Below are 17575 nucleotides of genomic sequence, written 5' to 3'. Positions count from 1 at the left end.
CAGCACCGGGGCAATAGATATCTCATCCTGGGTGTATCCTGAAGACCGGGACAAAGGGTTTTATGATTTTGCCTTAGCTAAAGAAATCATCCCTTTTTTTGAAAAACAGATAGCTCCCTTCCCATTTCGCAAGCTGGCTAATGTTCAATCAAAAACAACCTTTGGCGGACTTGAAAACGCTGGAGCCATATTCTATGCGGAACAAATGATTACCGGGGAAAGAACCGGTGAGTCAACCATTGTTCATGAGATCGCGCATCAATGGTTCGGAGACATGGCAACCGAATCGGATTTCTCACATCTATGGCTAAGCGAAGGTTTTGCCACCTATTTGACCATGTACTTCATGGAAAAGAAATATGGGGTTGACTCAGCTAACTCCCTGCTGATTGGTGACAGGCAGGAGGTGAAGGTTTTTACTGCAACTAAACTTCTGCCGGTAGTGGATTCGTCGGTTAAATCATACATGGAATTGTTAAATCCAAATTCATATCAAAAGGCGAGTTGGGTATTGCATATGCTAAGACAGGAAACAGGTGATGAAGCATTTTGGAAAGGAATACAATTATATTATAAAACCTATGCCGGAAAAAACGCAGTGACTGCTGATTTTCAGAAAATCATGGAAACTGTTTCCGGGAAAAACCTGAATCAATTCTTTTATCAATGGCTTTATGTTGCCGGACAACCAAAGCTTGATATCAGCTACAAATATAATCCACAGAAAAAACTAGTGACCGTCACAGTTGTTCAACAGCAACCGACCCTGTTTGTTTTTCCCTTAGAACTCACCGCTTATGGTGGTTCTGGAACGAATACGTCAAGGAGCATAAAGCTGAATGTGAAGGACAAAACCAGTTCAACCGACATCCCGGTTAATTTCGAACCAATCCGGATCCACGTTGATGAACACACGAAACTGCTATATGAGGGCGAATCGGTTGCCCGGAAACGGTGAGTCAAATTTCACAGGCTCAACTCCGTAAGAAGAGGCCGGAAGTTTAGTATGGGGTAATTATTTTAACCCCTTAATGCTTTGATTGCCTTGATTGTTTTCATTGCACTCAGATATCAATGGTGATTTTCTGCAATTCTAAGATTTTAATACTTCCTGCGCGTAAATAAGAAATGGTAAACTGCCGGTTCAATAACGAACCGGCTATTTTCATGCTTGTAAAAACTTTTGGATCTGCTGTGTATGGTATAGAGGCCATCACGATCACCATCGAAGTGAACGTATTGGATGGTGCACATGTTTTCATCGTGGGTCTTGCGGATAATGCCGTTCGCGAAAGCATCCGCCGGGTTGAAAGTGCTATCAAGTCGAATGGCTATCGAATGCCGCGCACTAAACTCGTGGTAAGCCTCTCTCCTGCCGATATAAAAAAAAGTGGATCTGCCTTTGATCTCGCAATCGCTATCGGAACACTGGCAGCTTCAAACCAGATAAAAAACGCTGAGCGACTAAAAGACTTTGTGATTATGGGAGAGCTTAATCTCGATGGAGCCATAAGGCCTATTAAAGGTGCTTTGCCAATCGCCATCACATCATCAAAGGAAGGTTTCAAAGGATTGATTCTTCCCCAACAAAACTCCCGCGAGGCAGGTATGGTTAATAATATCAAAGTCTATGGAGTCTCTCATATCGAACAGGTGATCAGGTTCTTCGAAGATCCAGGTTATCTGACAACTACAGTAGTTGACCTGAACGAAGCATTTATGCAATCACAACAGGATTTTGATGCAGACTTTTGTGATGTAAAAGGACAGGAAAATATAAAACGTTCATTGGAAATAGCAGCAGCCGGTGGGCATAATGCCATTCTTATCGGCCCGCCCGGTGCAGGAAAAACCATGCTGGCAAAGAGACTACCAACAATCCTGCCTCCCCTCACACTTCGGGAAGCCCTGGAGACGACAAAAATCCATTCCGTTGCGGGCCGGCTACCTGAAAATGCAACCCTGATTTCCAAACGTCCCTTTCGTGCGCCTCATCATACCATCAGTGATATCGCCATGGTTGGAGGCGGAATATTGCCACAGCCAGGTGAAATATCACTGGCGCATAACGGTGTTTTATTCCTTGATGAACTACCCGAGTTTAAAAGATCTGTATTGGAGGTCATGCGCCAGCCTATCGAGGAAAGAAAAGTTACCATCTCAAGGGCAAGTGTATCCGTAGATTTCCCGGCGGGTTTTATGTTGATAGCTTCGATGAATCCCTGCCCCTGCGGATTTTATAATCACCCTGACAAGTTATGCAGTTGTCCGCCGGGTTCTGTTCAACGATATCTAAACAAAATTTCAGGACCATTGCTCGATAGGATAGATCTGCATGTAGAAGTTACACCAGTCGCCTTTGCAGAACTGTCTCTTAATACAAAAAGCGAAACCTCCGCCACTATCCGCTCTAAGGTTATTAATGCAAGAAAAATACAAACAGATCGCTTTTCTGGTGATGAAGGAAATTATTGTAATGCCCAGATGTCGTCGAAAATGTTAAGGGATATCTGTACACTGGATAGGTCCTGTGCGGCGCTGATCAGATCAGCTATGACCAGGTTCAATTTATCTGCGAGGGCTTATGACCGTATACTTAAGGTATCGAGAACAATCGCTGACCTCGAAAGCAGTGCTTCTATCAGGCCGGAACATCTTGCTGAAGCCATTCAGTATCGCACCCTGGATCGCGAAGGCTGGGCAGGATGATTAGCTAAGAAAACTTCTGATTGCCATCACCCATCTGCGGTTAGTAAGGGGACCTGGCTGTGAATCGCCGCTTAATTTATTAATCAATGCAATAACGGTTTGACCTGCAGTTTTCCTGATAATTCTCATATCAAGCCAGAAATTGGCATTGCGTACATAGAACGCATCAAACTGGTAGCGGTGAAAAATACTTGCGAAATCTTTTGTCGGACCCCGGTATCCTTTCACCTGTGCCAAACCTGTAATACCCGGCTTTACCATATTTCTAAACTTATAACCATTTACCAGGGAAGAAAATTTAGAGCAATCAGAATGCATATGAGGACGTGGACCAACTATGCTCATATCTCCAATTAATACATTTAAAAATTGCGGAAATTCATCAAGATTTGAGATTCGCAGAAAATGTCCAACCCTCGTAATCCGGCGATCGTTTATCTGTGCCTGCCTGGTATTTGCATCTGAATTAACAACCATGGTACGGAATTTCAGGCAATGGAAAGTTCTTCCACCCATTCCAACCCTGCGTTGAATAAACAGCACTGGTCCACGTGACTCAAGGCGAATTAAAAACGCTATAAGTGGAAACAACCAGCTCAGGATGAAAACACTTACGAAAAGCGATGTAGTTATGTCAAATAGTCTCTTACCACGATAGAATGCCAGTTTGCTGTCAATATGCTGTCTCAAATGTTGGCTGGATGAGGAAGCCACAACGGCTAACTTTTGAATCATTGGGTCCATGGTTTGTTGAGGCATTCGATTAATTTGAATTGATTACGGCTACTGACTCAGAAACATTAACAGCTAAAAATATTTAATTCGGAAAACACTTTCGTCTCTTGGTCAACCAGATAAGGTGACATTTTGAATGTTCAAAACGTTGCTTTCTCCATTTTATTTTTCAGGGTGTATTAAAAATAATAAGATCTCTGATAATCAGCTTATTCGGATTGGTTTATCTGCTATTGTCCTGTAGTAGAAGAAAACTGGAAAAAACGTAAAAATAACCAGCCCGTATTGAGTCTCGAGGACGGATTCTGTTAGACAAAAAGCAAGCAGCATACCAACCACAAACCACAATTGGGTTGACTTTCCCTTTAGGCATAATAGTATTAATCCGGCGATCATAAAAAGAAAAACCGTGAGTCCGGTTATACCCAGGTGAAGCGTCGATTCAAGGAACTGATTATGGGTATTGTAACCAAGAAATCCACGCTCATGCCTTTCCACAGTACCGTAATACATGTCTTTGCTGATATATTTCTCATTTAACTTTTCCTGGGCATTACCAGGCGATAGTCCAAGAATCACCGCGTTATTTTCATCCAGGAGTTCCGCCACATTCTTCCATTGAATAAGCCTGAATTGGAGCCCATTAAAATAAGTACCCTGGCTGAATTTAGGCTGGGAGATCATTGACATATCACCCTCAACAATCTCGCGAAACCGGTTGCTTATTGGATTAACAGTGGCAAACAGGCCAACTATGGTGATAAATAAAACTGAAATTGAGAAAATGGTAATCGACCTGTTACGGACCACCCTGGTTATGAAGGCCAGGACATATAAGATAAATCCTGAAATAATAAGTTTCGAGGATAGCAGGAATAAAAAACCTATGAATAAGGTAAGTACTAAGCCATGAAACCAAAAGTTCACCAGGTATTCTTTCTGATGAAAACGGTCAACAATATCGGTTAATGCAAAAAATATCAGCATTGAGAACAAGACAGCATGTTGTTTGAAAGGACTTACAAGCGCATGGTAGAACCACCAATCACTGCCAGAAGCTTCCCTGAACATAGTTTTGTAGGTAGCGAAAAGAAGGCAGAAAACCACGGCAATCAACAAACTGAATATATAAACAGTGTTATAAAGTTCTAATTGCCTTCGGGAAGGCCGATATAATACAAGAAACAAAGGAACAAATACCAGCGAGCTTTTCAGCTGAAGTTGTCTCAATGTTTCAGCATAATTCGAAGTGTATAATAATGAAAGGATGTAAAGCAGGTAAAACAAAAAACAGCTTAGCCAAAACAGTCTTGTATTTTTCCGGATCTGTTTGTTCTCTTGAATACTAAAGCGGAACAATAATCCGATAAGTGCTAAAAATGCTATAGCAATACTGTTTAATGGGCGTACCGCAAAAACCAGGCTGATAAAAAACAGGGAATATCCTAACAGCAGTAAACTATCCAGGTGCTTTTTTTGCATTATTGGAAAGGAATTATGCACAGGACTAAATCATTGGGGTTTACTTGTTACGGCTTAATCTTACCGAAATGAGATTAAAAAATGCAAGCAGGTAACCCACTATAAAACCGCAGACCAAACCCAATACAACGCATTTTACAAGTTTGGGTTCAAAGGGTTTTTTGTATTTAATAAAATTCTGGAGCACTTTCAATGGACTGATAAACTTCAACTCTTCTTCATATTTCAGCAATTTCTCATTTAACGCAACCGTCTGTGTGTTCATATCCGAAAGATTCACTATTACCGATGAACCAGATTTGCCTTGCAAACTAAATTGTCTCTCGACTAACTTTTTGGTCGAATCCAATTGGGCGATCTGGGACTGCACTTCTCTGATTAATTTATGCAGATCCTGTGTCCTCGCATCCACGCGACTCTTAATGTACTCGCCGTTCTCAAGGCCATAAATTATTGAACGCTGCAATGTATCCAGGATCGTGGTGTCACTCACAAGTACATTGATCCTGAATCCGATGGAATTGTTCTCCACATACAATTTTAATATCTCAATTCCTTCAATCAGGCGAAGCTTACTAATAATACCGGTATTGGTATTAAGGAACCTGGCCAGAATTTCAAGCTCGTTTCTTTTCACCAGGTCATTCCAGTTCTTTAGCACCTCGATTTGTTCCGCATTTGTGAGGACTGTGGACTGAACAATCATCGTAGCCGTATACTTTTTTGGAGTAATATAATAATACAGGATCCCGGCAAGAAGACCAATCAAAATACCCCCAAGGATAAATTTTAGGTTTGTCCTGAAAAACCGGACGATTTTTTCTACGAATTTCAGGAGATCTATTTCATCGTTATTTGAAGAATTATGCTCAGGATAAATGGACATAGGAACGATTCAGATTTTTCGGTTGTGTTAATATGAAGCACTAAAATAATAAACTGAACTCATAATAATATAATTTAAATGCAATGGAACTAAATTATATATCCTTTCCGTTCATACATTTGGTATTAATTTACAGATCAGTAAAACCAATTTGAGATCGATCGTTTAACAAATTCATTATTCCTTGAACTTACGAATGCCAGATTCTTCAACCGGGAAATGCCTGGAACCTTCCTCAATTACCCAGGTATTTATTCGATTCGCTTTGGTGAATAATAGAAAACACTTACCCTTTCTTTGTCTTTTAAACCCAACTGCATTATAATTTGAACAAGCTTGTTTACATAGTTATTCTTAATTATAAGAACTGGTCAGATGTGAAAGAATGCGTCTTATCTATACTTGATTCAACGTATTCCAACTACAAGATCGTGGTGCTGGACAATGCCTCCGGAGACCAATCTATTCAAAAGCTGGAGAACTGGACTACTACAGAAAAATTGTGGGAAAAGATTCATACACCAGAATTGGGTTTTCTTTCAACGCAAAACGAAAATGAGTTGCGACCGGAACTCATTGTTAAGTTTGGTAAGCTTAATCTGATTCAGAATTTACAAAATGACGGTTTTGCTGCGGGTAATAACGTAATACTGAAGTATCTCAAAGATCAAGATGCCTGGATATGGTTGCTGAATCCCGATACGATCGTCGCGCCTGATACTTTGCAGGAACTTGTATCGTACACAAGTCAACAGCCTTTTCGTTCCATCACCGGGGCTACACTTAAAAAATATGATAACCCCTCTGAAATTTATTCGTACGGAGGGGGCCAGATAAACTGGCCTACTGCGACTATCAGGTTTATAACAGAAATTGATGAACTGGGTAACCTAGATTATTTAAACGGCAGCTGCATATTTTTACATGCATCACATTTCGAAACACTCGGTCTTTTGCCTGTCAAATATTTTCTCTACTGGGAAGAGACAGCCTGGTGTTATAATGCGAAAAGAGCAGGTTATAAATTAAATGTTTGTCTTAAGGCCATCTGTTATGATAAGATTAGTGCAACAATCGGAAAAAGTTATCTTTCGGATTTTTACTATACCCGGAATGGCCTGCTTTTCGTGCAGGAATATTCAAAATCAAATCTGAAATATGCCAAATTTTCTACTTTATTAAGGATAGGAAGAAGGTTAATAGCAGGTCAGTTTGATCGTGCCAAAGGCAGCTTATCCGGGCTCAGGGCATTTAATAAAATGAAGCAAAATGAAGATCAGTAAATACCTGCCCTTTGCTATCGTATATTTTTTCTTCAATTCCTTTGGGTTACCCTTTGGGCTGACCTTCACTACCCTGCTCGCTCCGTTATTCTATTATTACATTCTAATCACACGTAAAAAAGACGTCTATCTTCCTTTTCTTTTTTGTTTTATCGTGTACTATCTGATCCAGTCGCACTATGGAGTAGACGATACAGCATACCTGGTGTCTTTTTTAAACCTTTCCGGTGTTTATATATTCGGACAAGCCTTTTATACTTTTCTCAAAGAGGTCAAAGATCCTGAGTTCATATTTACCAAACTCCTGAGAATAAATTTTATTTTATGTCTTGTAGCTATCCCGGTGTATTTCACATCTTTCCAGGATTTGCTCTGGATCAAACAGGATCTTACTGAAGGCATCGATGATTTTCGCCGGCTTAAAATGTTTACTTATGAAGCATCGTATTATGCTACTGTGATGGTGCCCTTGTTTTTTTTCTTTTTGTTGCAGATAATTTTAAAACAAAACAGGATAAATACCATTTTATTACTGGCGATGATCGCGTTACCTTATGTGTTATCTTTCTCCCTTGGTGTAATGAGTTGTATTGCTTTATCACTGATGATCACTTATGTTGCACATTTCAGAAGCCTGACAAGAAAGAGAATGGTGCTTAATATTATTACCACGGCCGCTATTCTAAGCGTAATAATCTTCCTTATAGCAATTATTTTCTTTCCTGAAAATCCATTGTTTGTGAGGATTGAGAATATTCTAAGCGATAAAGATTCTTCGGGGCGGGGCCGGACTTATGAAGCATTTAAACTCGCCCTGATGATTCTCGACCAGAGAGAGGAATTCTGGGGCATAGGACCGGGACAGATCAAATTTCTCGGGGCCGAAATCATCCGTGACTTTTATCTCTATCCGCTTAATCTGACCGGCATGTCAATCCCAAATGCAACGGCAGAGACATTGGTCATCTTTGGATATTTTGGATTATTTCTTCGGATTGCCATTGAGCTATGCCTGTTTTTTGCAACAAAGGTCTGGAACAATTATTTCCAGCTTCTTTTATTTTGCTTTATTTTCATTTACCAGTTTACGGGAAGTTTTACAACCAATACGGCGGAATACGTTATTTGGATCCTCGCATTTACTCATGCATTCCCCCAGTTCGATATTAAAGCGGGTAGCAGGCTAACTCAGAACCAGCAGTAACAATTGACAGTGGGGAAAAACACTACCAGCAGATATCAAATAACAAAAGGAAAATTGAAACCAGCTAATAAAACCAGGATTTTTGTTGATGCCCATGTTTTCGATTCCGAATACCAGGGCACAAGAACTTTTATAAGAGAAATTTACCTCCTACTTGCCGGCAAACCGGATCTTGAGTTATACCTGGCTGCCTTTGACATTCAAAATTTAAAAAAAGAGTTCAAAGACAATGACAGCATTGTGTTTGTACCATACAGGAATAAATCGTCAGTATCCAGGCTTTTATTCGAGTTACCGCGGCTATTAACAAAACTCGAAATAGATATAGCACATTTTCAATACATCGTACCACCAATAAAAAACGCCAGGTACCTGGTGACAACTCACGATGTTATCTTCAACGAGTTTCCCGAAGAATTCTCCCTGAAATACCGGTATTCAAAAAATTTCCTTTTCGGTTATTCCGCAAAACGATCGGATATTCTGACTACCGTTTCGCACTATTCCGAAAGGTCAATCCGGAAGTTTTTAAAAATCCGCAATAAGCCGATCTCCGTAATCCCCAATGGCGTGAGTAAGCGCTTTTTTGAATCATTTGACAAAACTGCGGCTGAAGAATATATTCTGAATAATTACGGAGTTTCACGGTTTGTTCTTTATGTAAGCAGATTCGAGCCAAGAAAAAATCATGTATTAGTGTTGCAATCATTCTTAGACCTGGGCCTGTTTGCTAAAGGTTTTCAATTGGTGTTGCTGGGGCATCGGAGCCTTGAAGTACCGGGATTTGATACCCTCTATAACTCCTTACCTCCCACTGTTCAAAGTTGCATTTTTATAAACAGCCGCATTAATGATAAGGACCTTTTAGAATTTTATCGTGCTGCGCAGGTCTTTGTTTATCCTTCAAAAGCTGAAGGATTCGGAATACCCCCATTGGAAGCCGGGGCGTTAAAGATTCCCGTTCTCTGTTCAAACGCATCTGCAATGAGCGACTTCACTTTTTTTGGCGAAAATCATTTTGACCCCACAAACCAGGCCGAATTCAATAATAAACTGGCAAGGGCAATCGATGCGGGGACAACCGATCCGAACCTGGAATCTATTTCCAATACAATCAGGGAACAGTATTCATGGCAAAGCTCAGCACAGAAACTGTACGAGTTGATTAAACAAGCATCTGTCTGAATTATTTCGAAACCAGTTCCCTTGACTTCAGGGCCTCAATAAACAGACTTTCATATTTATCGATTATAATCTGCCAGCGATATTCCTGGGTGATCTTCTCTACGTTTTTATCGCCGTTTTTTTTGCGGAGTTCAGGATCATGCCCGATATCGATCGCGCGATTGACATCTTCTTCGTTCAAAAAGTAATTGGCATTTTCACCTAATATTGCCCTGTTAAAGATATTGTCGTGGGCAACTATATAACAATGACAACCCATCGCTTCCAGCAAAGAGGGATTTGTACCTCCCACCGAATGGCCATGAAAATAAATACTGGAAAAATACCGGAGATTATTCAGCAGCTCAAAGTCGTAAATAGATCCAACAAACCTGATATCGGGGCTCTTATATCTTTTCTGCAATAATTTCCCGAATTTATTATTTTGGTTTCCGATAATAATCAGCGGCTCAGGACTTGAAGATAGTATGTGGCCCCTGATAATGGTTTCGATATTATTTTCCGGTTCCATCCTGGCTATCAGAAGATGATATCCATAGGGTTCAAGTCCGAAAGCGGTGACCTTCGATTCATCCTGCTGGGTAAACACTTCGGCACCGTAAGGTATATAAGTTGAACTACGACCATATTTATCCTGGATATATTGCTGAATGCCTAACGAATCTGAAATAAGCATATCCCCGTTTCTTACCGCAAGTTTTTCTGCAACCTGCAGGAACTTCTGGGTCTGTTTACTATACTTACTTCTCTTCCATTCCAGCCCGTCAAGATTAATAATATTGATTGCTTTTTTCGGCCACAGATTATGCCATATTGAATTACTGGTATAGCCCAGTTGTAACAGAATGTCAAACCCCCTTCTCCTGGCATCCTGGATACAATTGAAATCAAAAATAAACTGCCCGGTTGTTCCGATGTTCTCTTCCCAATCTTTACAATGAATAATTCTGACCCCCTGCCATTCACTTTTCTTATATGGATGATTTGTGGAATTATACACTGAAACGTGGTGGCCTTTTAACTGCAATCCCTGAGCGAGATACTGGGCAAATTGTTCAAAGCCCCCGTATGCATTTGGGATTCCCCGAGTACCTAATATACCAATCTTCATAATTCTGACTGTAGGATGAGGTGTTGCAAAACAAAAAAGCGAATGCTTCGCAGTTCTGCAGTGATTCAAAATATAAACCTTCAAAATTAAATGATATTCATCGAAATCGTAGAAATTTTGATGAATGATACATTGACTATCATCAATCTATTTCTATTATCTTCATATCTTCATTCCATGAAAATCCTATTTCAATATCTCAGGCCACATAAATGGCTGGTTGGTTTAACATTGTTGCTGGCTGCAATAAACACCGGTTTTTCACTTCTTGATCCTATTATATTTGGTAAACTTGTTAACCTGGCGCTGGATTACAAAGTAAATTCTACTAATTATACAACCGAGGAGTTTTTTACAAAGCCCTATAACAGTGTGATGTGGCTGCTGCTGGCTTCCATAGGGGTTGCGATGATAAGTCGACTTGCAAAAAATTTCCAGGATTATTTTCTCAATGTGATAGTTCAAAAGTTCGGGGCTAAGGTGTTTACCGATGGGCTTAAGCACGCTATGAAACTTCCTTACCAGGAGTTTGAGGACCAGCGCAGTGGTGAAACCCTGAGCGTTCTTGCTAAGGTGCGCACTGACACTGAACGTTTCATGAACTATTTTATTAACATTCTTTTTGGAGTATTAGTGGGCGTTCTTTTCGTGTGTGTATACGCGGGACTCTTTATACACTGGTCAGTACCGGTTGCTTATTTTACCGGTATTCTGTTACTGACAACCATTACGAACCTGCTCAGTAAAAAAATAAAGGTTATTCAAAAGAACATTGTTTCGCAAACAACATCTCTTGCAGGTTCAACCACAGAATCCCTGCGTAATATAGAACTTGTTAAAAGCCTTGGGCTAACTGACCAGGAAGTCAACCGTCTTAACAAAAACACTTATAAAATTCTCGGTCTTGAACTTACTAAAGTGAAGCGGATCCGGAGCATCAGTTTCATCCAGGGCACTTTTGTTAATACACTAAGACAGGTTATCCTGTTTATCCTGATGTGGCTGATCTTTCGTCATACTATGGATGCAGGACAATTGGTAACTATGCAGATTTATTCGTTTTTTGTATTCGGCCCCTTACAGGAAATAGGAAATATTATCCTCTCTTACAGGGAAGCGGAGGCATCTTTAAACAATTTTAACACGTTGATGAGGAAATCGCCCGAACCTCAGCCAGTTAATCCAAAACATCTGGGGGATGTGGCGACGCTGCAATTTCAGAAAGTTGGATTTAAGCACCAGACTGCCCAGCAAAGGGCGATTGAAAATATAAACTTCGCTGTGCAAAAAGGCGAAACCATCGCTTTTGTGGGGCCTTCCGGTTCGGGAAAAACTACCCTGATGAAATTGCTGGTGGGCTTGTACCGGCCTCAGGAGGGCAAGATACTCTACAATGGCATCGATGAAACCTCCATACATTTTGACGACCTTCGCAACCAGATTGGATTTGTTACACAGGATACACAGCTATTTTCCGGCACAATCCGGGAAAATCTGCTTTTTGTAAACCCTTCAGCCTCAGAAGATGACATTTTGGATGCCCTGAATAAAGCTTCCTGCTATAACCTGCTGTCGAGGGCAGATAAAGGCTTGGAAACCATGATCGGAGAAGGGGGTCTGAAATTATCAGGGGGCGAAAAGCAACGTATTTCCATTGCACGCGCTCTATTACGGAAACCGAAGGTCCTGATCTTTGACGAGGCCACTTCATCCCTGGATTCGATCACAGAAGAAGAGATTACAAGTACTATAAGGAAAGTTTCTTCGTTAAGGAATCAGATAACCATTTTGATTGCTCACCGGCTGTCGACCATTATGCACGCAGACAGGATCTATGTTCTTGAAAAAGGCCTGATTATTGAAACAGGTACACATGAGCAACTACTGGCTGAAACTGGGCTTTACTATGCCATGTGGCGCCAACAGATCGGTGAACGCAAAACGGAAGTCAAAGCCGTGCCAGAACATGCTAAACTAAATTAACAAAGTTTATAGCATTAAAAATCTACCGGAATTGCGCCAATGCAACATTTATCAGTAGTCATTATCACGTATAATGAGGAAGCACATATCAGTAATTGTATAGAATCAGTAAAGCCTGTTGCTGATGAGATTATTGTATTGGACTGCTATTCCACTGATAAAACGGTTGAAATAGCCCGTTCAAAAGGTGCCGTTATACATGAATCAAAATTCCGCGGATATATAGAACAGAAAAACCTGGCGCTCAAATATGCCAGTCATAATTTTGTGTTGAGCCTTGATGCAGACGAAATGCTTGATGGTTCACTACTTGAAGCCGTTGCGAAAGAAAAGGCAGCCCCCACAGGAAAAGCATATTCAATGAATCGCTGCACCCGTTATGGAGGTCGTTTTATCCGTCACGGGCAGTGGTACCCCGACAAGAAACTTCGTCTTTTTGATAAAAGGATTGCTTCCTGGGGAGGAATGAATCCCCACGATAAAATCGTACTTTCTTCACCCGTTCCGGTAACCCATTTGCCCGGCGATATCTTACATTTTTCATACGATTCAATTGAAGAACATGTTGCACATGGTAACAAGTTCAGCACCATTGCCGCTGAATCAATGTATAAGCGAGGCAGACGAGCCTACTGGTTTAATTTCATTATAAATCCTTTCTGGACCTTTATTCAGGGGTATGTGTTAAGACTTGGCATGTTGGATGGAGCAGAGGGCTTCATCATTGCCCGAATTTCTGCACACCATACGTTTCTCAAATATATCAAGCTGTATCGGCTCTGGCATCCCCGTAAACGGCGATTTGACTGATCAAAATTCGGCCCGGCTCTCCCATAATATAGCATAAATTTGCAGCTCAAGAATTGTCTCAGAGATGCCAGAACAAAAGCCTAGTTACCTGTGGAGTATGTTAACGATGAAGTGTCCCCGTTGCCGCAAGGGACCTATGTTTACAAACGATAATCCCTGGTTTCTCAAAAAAGTTTTGTCGATGCATGACAGATGCCCAGTCTGTGGTCAGAAGTATGAAATGGAGGTCGGTTTCTGGTATGGCACCGGCTATGTAAGTTATGCACTTTCTGTCGCCTTTTGCGTTGCCAGCTTCGTAGCCTGGTACGTCCTGATCGGTATGTCTACCAGCGACAACCGCGTCTTCTGGTGGATGGGCATCAACATTACTATGCTCGTAGTATTGCAACCCTGGTTGATGAGGATCAGCCGCGTTATCTACCTTTATTTTTTTGTGAACTTTGATCCGGATTATGAAAAAACCGAAGCGGTCAAGTTTGACTATGAGACCGATTCATACAATCGTCCTGAAGGCGGTAACCACCAATAGTATAACAGATACAGCAGTGTGACTGCTCACTGGTTGAGTTTGCGCAGACGAATCACACACGCGGACGAATCACATATTCCAAACTGGTACTTGCGGACGAAATCCCTTGCGACTCTGTGGAGGCAATCTCTCAATGGGCTCTAATTCGAGATTTGCCAGACTGGCAGTATTTGCTACACTGATTCAAAAAAGTATAGCTGCCACTTGCATAGGCACAATCCCGAGTACGAGCTTGTATAGCACTAGAAGGTGTATCCTAGTCCGATACTTAGCAAAGCTGATACTTTCGCATCATGTTCCAGAAATCATCAGATGGGGGATCAAGCAAGATAAGCGGTGCCACCAGCGACATAACGTACAGCCTACCATTAGATTTCTGAAAACGGTATCCAATACACGAGGCTATGTACAGGTATTTGTCCGAAACATTCCCTTTTCTGAACAGGTAATTAACGCGCTTAACATACGGTATGAACGTAAGGCTTAATTCCGCATGATGGTTTTGTTTGCCGGTAAAAAAACTAATTCCGAGTGGAACACCAACTTCGTCATTCAACCAGTGCAAACCGATCTGGTATGTATATGCAACCCTTTCGCGCTAATGAAATATGCGGTCGTAGTTGACAGTATATACCGCGCCGCTGGTACTTATGTCTGCCTACACCGAATGTTTCCGTAGTTGCTTTCTTTCATCAATTTGATTCCTTAAAAAGTGATTCAATTGAGTCTAAAACTCCGTTTAATTCTATTGGTCGGTAAAACAGTTCAATATTGTCTTTTAAGGTTTTCGAGTCTAGATTGACTAAGTGCAAGTTTAACAAACGCTGGGTTATCTCAAATGAAAATCTGTTTCTAATTACTTTTGCAGGAACGCCTCCAGCCAGGGTATAGGGTGGGATATCACTTACCACCACCGCTCCCGTTGCTATGATTGCTCCCTTTCCAATTTTAACTCCTGAAAGTATTGACACACCGTATCCTATCCAAACCTCATCCTCTATTATTGTTTCGCCTTTACTCAAGGCGTCACTTGCATCTTGCTCGTTATTTAGGAAGGATTTTATCGGAAATGTTGTAAAAGTCCGCGTCTGATGATTTTCTGTTAAATGGAAGGTCACATTATCAGCTATCGATACATAGCTGCCAATCCTTAATTGACAACCAGTCTTTAAAATATGACGAAACGAAATATTAAGGAATCCATATGTGTTGCGACCTATTTTGACGACCTCGCTGGGAAATATTGAGTTAGGGATCGTTTGATTATGTTTATTTTCCTTACGCCATTGTCTTATGAAAAGACTTTTCTTTATTTTAATTTTTATAGAGTTGAGCATCATCTTTACTTTTTAATACCTATAAGATTGGCGTAAATATCTTTTATATTAATATCTAGATCTCGAATTACTTCTAGTGGCCATTTCCAAGCTTGATAGCTTAAGTTAATAATCAGAGGGACGAGCAAAAGTGTAAGTAACCCTAGATTCATATATTCAAAGCTTAAAAACAATCCTAGAACAATCATAACGCCGGAGATTATGGCGGCTTTGAAGTAAGGGACTTCATTTTTTGTGACTAGGATAGTGCCTGCTATTATTAGATTTGTTTCGATGAATGCAAGTACTAACGCAATTGTAATTAAGTCGGTCCGCATCAACCTGGTTTGACTTCCAATCAAATTTAAGATATAAGCACCAGCACTTAAAAGACCAATGCCTCCCAAAAGGAAAGTTATAAACATTAGCTTTTGCCCATTTAGGTAAAGCTGCTTTATTGTTGCCATATCATTGACAACCCGGAGTTGTACTATTCTTGGTTGATAAGTAGCTATGTATATGGTTGCAAATCCAGAAAGTACGGTGATCATTTGCATTGTTATGGCATACTCTGCAATGTCAGTTAATGACAAATATATAGAACCAATGACCAATGCCGAGCGTTGAACCATGAATCCACCGAATGCAGTTATTCCAATTTTCAGGGAATTCGGATAAATCGCGACCAGGATATCTCGGCTGGCCTCTGCGGTTGCAGATTGTAAAGCCGTTTTTGTAAAACTATCAAAAAAGGCACGGTATGAAAAAAATCGAACAATGATTATTGATGATATTTGAGCTGTAACAATAGCGATCAGACCGAATTCAAACCAAATGAGAAGTGCTGCTATTATTAAATAGGCCCCCTGGCCTGCAATTAAAATCTGCTTAGATTTTCGAACTAATCCCTTGCCATGAAGAAGTGCCTCGTAATAGAGGGTAAATAAATTATAGGTGTTCAGCAGACATAATAATAGCCATGCATAATAAACTTCCTTTTGATTTCCGGGATAATTTTTAAGTAAACTCGAGATGTAATAAGTTCCAAAAGTGACTAGTAAGATAAATAGTACGGCGGCCATTCGGAAATAGAACCACCTCATTGCCTTTATTGTTGCTTTGAGCAAATCATAATTGATAGATTTCGCGGCCTGATCTAATGGGTCCACTCCTCTTGATTTTAAGCTTTGCACGCCTGAGAAAATGTAAGTCACGTTTCTTGCAAAAGAAGCACTAAAACCTAGATCTAAAAGGCCGGCAAATGATGTCACTGACACAAATATGGACCACAATCCAATGGTTTCCGAAGGCATTTTGCGTAAAATGAACGGTAGCAGCAGGACTGATGAAGTAAGTTTTAGAAATGTGGCGGTGTAATTCCACAGCAGGTCACTTTTTCCTATTTCCATTTTACAAGCTCGATGTGGGGAAGCATTCAGGCTTAACTTTTATACAAATTCACGGCTGTTTTAAAACTATGATTCGCTTGTTTGTGCTTAGATTCTACTCTGAGGTATATTTTAGTATCGCCCACGATCTGCATATTTACCCCAACTAAAGCCTCTCCTTGCAATTCCATTAAATACCACACTTGCATTTCTGAGGTTATTGATACGGTTTTTTTTAGCAAGCTTCCAACTACAACGATGGATAATGACTGATAGTCGTTAGAAAGTTGTGAGATCGGTAAAATCAGGCACACAACAACGCCTTGCCGATTAAGGTTGGTTTTCCGGAAGGATAATGGATTAGACGTGGCTTTGTTGTTTTACGGAGCCAAGATAAACCAAAAAACAAAAACAGGAAAATTAAAATTCAGCAAATATCATATAGAATAAATTATTATAAATAGGTGGCCCTCAATGATACATAGGTAGAGTAAACATAGAGATAATACTTTCGAGACTGTAAATGGATGTCACCATAACAATGCAAAGACTAAAATTTATACACGAGGTAATGTTGTTCCTCAGATTTTAATTTGTTAACACTTCGCCACCTTCACAATATCGGCATCTGTGCAAAGGCAGCCTGAATACCAGCCTCCGGATGATGGTTTTGTTTGCCGGTAATAAGACTGACTCCGGGTGGAATACCAACTTCGTCATTCAACCAGTGAAAACCGATCCTGTATGTATATGCAATCCTTTCGCGCTGATGAAATATGCAGCCGTAGTTGACAGCATATACCGGGCCGCTGGTACGGATGTCTGCATCCACTGAATGTTTACGAAGTTGCTGGCCATAAGCGTTGCTGACCGCTATCAGATACATCAGAATAGTTGAGGCCTTTATTTGCCAGGCGCGAAGTCTTATTTCCATCAAGAAACACTGTGATGTTT

General features: G+C 40.6%; 15 protein-coding genes. 8 read left to right on the top strand and 7 right to left on the bottom strand.

The window, feature by feature from the left end:
- On the top strand, positions 1 to 958 hold a 958-nt coding region (locus VK664_RS18840; protein ID WP_461400245.1), incomplete at its 5' end, for a M1 family aminopeptidase.
- A gap of 209 nt (positions 959 to 1167) precedes the next feature.
- The gene (locus VK664_RS18835) at positions 1168 to 2709 is read left to right on the top strand and encodes a YifB family Mg chelatase-like AAA ATPase (RefSeq protein ID WP_461400244.1); all 1542 of its coding nucleotides are present in this window, start codon (positions 1168 to 1170) and stop codon (positions 2707 to 2709) included.
- Here the strand turns inward: VK664_RS18835 and VK664_RS18830 are convergent, their stop codons facing one another.
- The 3 genes from VK664_RS18830 to VK664_RS18820 form a co-directional block, all read right to left on the bottom strand.
- Complete coding sequence (locus VK664_RS18830; protein WP_461400243.1) at positions 2710 to 3444, bottom strand: sugar transferase; 735 nt, start codon at positions 3442 to 3444, stop codon at positions 2710 to 2712.
- A gap of 204 nt (positions 3445 to 3648) precedes the next feature.
- Positions 3649 to 4926 carry an O-antigen ligase family protein gene (locus VK664_RS18825; protein ID WP_461400242.1) on the bottom strand — a complete coding sequence of 426 codons (1278 nt, stop codon included), beginning with the start codon at positions 4924 to 4926 and terminating at the stop codon, positions 3649 to 3651.
- A 40-nt stretch (positions 4927 to 4966) separates the two neighbouring features.
- Positions 4967 to 5812, bottom strand: a complete 846-nt coding sequence (locus VK664_RS18820) for a Wzz/FepE/Etk N-terminal domain-containing protein (protein ID WP_461400241.1) — start codon at positions 5810 to 5812, stop codon at positions 4967 to 4969.
- A 326-nt stretch (positions 5813 to 6138) separates the two neighbouring features.
- Here VK664_RS18820 and VK664_RS18815 point away from each other — a divergent pair, with 326 nt between their 5' ends.
- The 3 genes from VK664_RS18815 to VK664_RS18805 are packed head-to-tail and all read left to right on the top strand — an operon-like array spanning position 6139 to position 9484.
- Positions 6139 to 7095, top strand: a complete 957-nt coding sequence (locus VK664_RS18815; RefSeq protein ID WP_461400240.1) for a glycosyltransferase family 2 protein — start codon at positions 6139 to 6141, stop codon at positions 7093 to 7095.
- Positions 7082 to 8299: a hypothetical protein gene (locus VK664_RS18810; RefSeq protein WP_461400239.1), complete on the top strand. Its 1218-nt coding sequence runs from the start codon at positions 7082 to 7084 to the stop codon at positions 8297 to 8299. Before VK664_RS18815 ends, VK664_RS18810 begins: the two co-directional genes overlap by 14 nt.
- 54 nt (positions 8300 to 8353) lie before the next feature.
- Positions 8354 to 9484, top strand: a complete 1131-nt coding sequence (locus VK664_RS18805) for a glycosyltransferase family 4 protein (RefSeq protein ID WP_461400238.1) — start codon at positions 8354 to 8356, stop codon at positions 9482 to 9484.
- Between the two features lies 1 nt (position 9485).
- Here the strand turns inward: VK664_RS18805 and VK664_RS18800 are convergent, their stop codons facing one another.
- Positions 9486 to 10595 (bottom strand): DUF1972 domain-containing protein, encoded by a 1110-nt coding sequence (locus VK664_RS18800; protein ID WP_461400237.1) that lies wholly within the window; start codon positions 10593 to 10595, stop codon positions 9486 to 9488.
- Between the two features lie 177 nt (positions 10596 to 10772).
- On the opposite strand from VK664_RS18800, the gene VK664_RS18795 reads away from it, so the two are divergent.
- The 3 genes from VK664_RS18795 (at position 10773) to VK664_RS18785 (ending at position 13917) form a co-directional block, all read left to right on the top strand.
- Positions 10773 to 12578 carry an ABC transporter ATP-binding protein gene (locus VK664_RS18795; RefSeq protein WP_461400236.1) on the top strand — a complete coding sequence of 602 codons (1806 nt, stop codon included), beginning with the start codon at positions 10773 to 10775 and terminating at the stop codon, positions 12576 to 12578.
- Between the two features lie 39 nt (positions 12579 to 12617).
- The gene (locus VK664_RS18790; protein WP_461400235.1) at positions 12618 to 13388 is read left to right on the top strand and encodes a glycosyltransferase family 2 protein; all 771 of its coding nucleotides are present in this window, start codon (positions 12618 to 12620) and stop codon (positions 13386 to 13388) included.
- A 64-nt stretch (positions 13389 to 13452) separates the two neighbouring features.
- On the top strand, positions 13453 to 13917 hold the full coding sequence (locus tag VK664_RS18785) for a DUF983 domain-containing protein (protein ID WP_461400234.1): 465 nt from the start codon (positions 13453 to 13455) through the stop codon (positions 13915 to 13917).
- 692 nt (positions 13918 to 14609) lie between these two features.
- Here VK664_RS18785 and VK664_RS18780 read toward each other — a convergent pair.
- From VK664_RS18780 to VK664_RS18770, 3 genes are all read right to left on the bottom strand, one after another.
- Positions 14610 to 15257 (bottom strand): CatB-related O-acetyltransferase, encoded by a 648-nt coding sequence (locus VK664_RS18780; RefSeq protein WP_461400233.1) that lies wholly within the window; start codon positions 15255 to 15257, stop codon positions 14610 to 14612.
- A 2-nt stretch (positions 15258 to 15259) separates the two neighbouring features.
- Positions 15260 to 16642 (bottom strand): O-unit flippase-like protein, encoded by a 1383-nt coding sequence (gene wzx, locus VK664_RS18775; RefSeq protein ID WP_461400232.1) that lies wholly within the window; start codon positions 16640 to 16642, stop codon positions 15260 to 15262.
- Between the two features lie 592 nt (positions 16643 to 17234).
- On the bottom strand, positions 17235 to 17555 hold the full coding sequence (locus VK664_RS18770; RefSeq protein ID WP_461400231.1) for a hypothetical protein: 321 nt from the start codon (positions 17553 to 17555) through the stop codon (positions 17235 to 17237).
- Positions 17556 to 17575 lie beyond the last annotated feature (20 nt).

The organism is Flavitalea sp., assembly GCF_035489435.1.
GTDB lineage: Bacteria > Bacteroidota > Bacteroidia > Chitinophagales > Chitinophagaceae > DATHKG01.
Note: the sequence above shows the minus strand (reverse complement) of the source record. Positions and strands in the feature narration are given on the sequence as shown.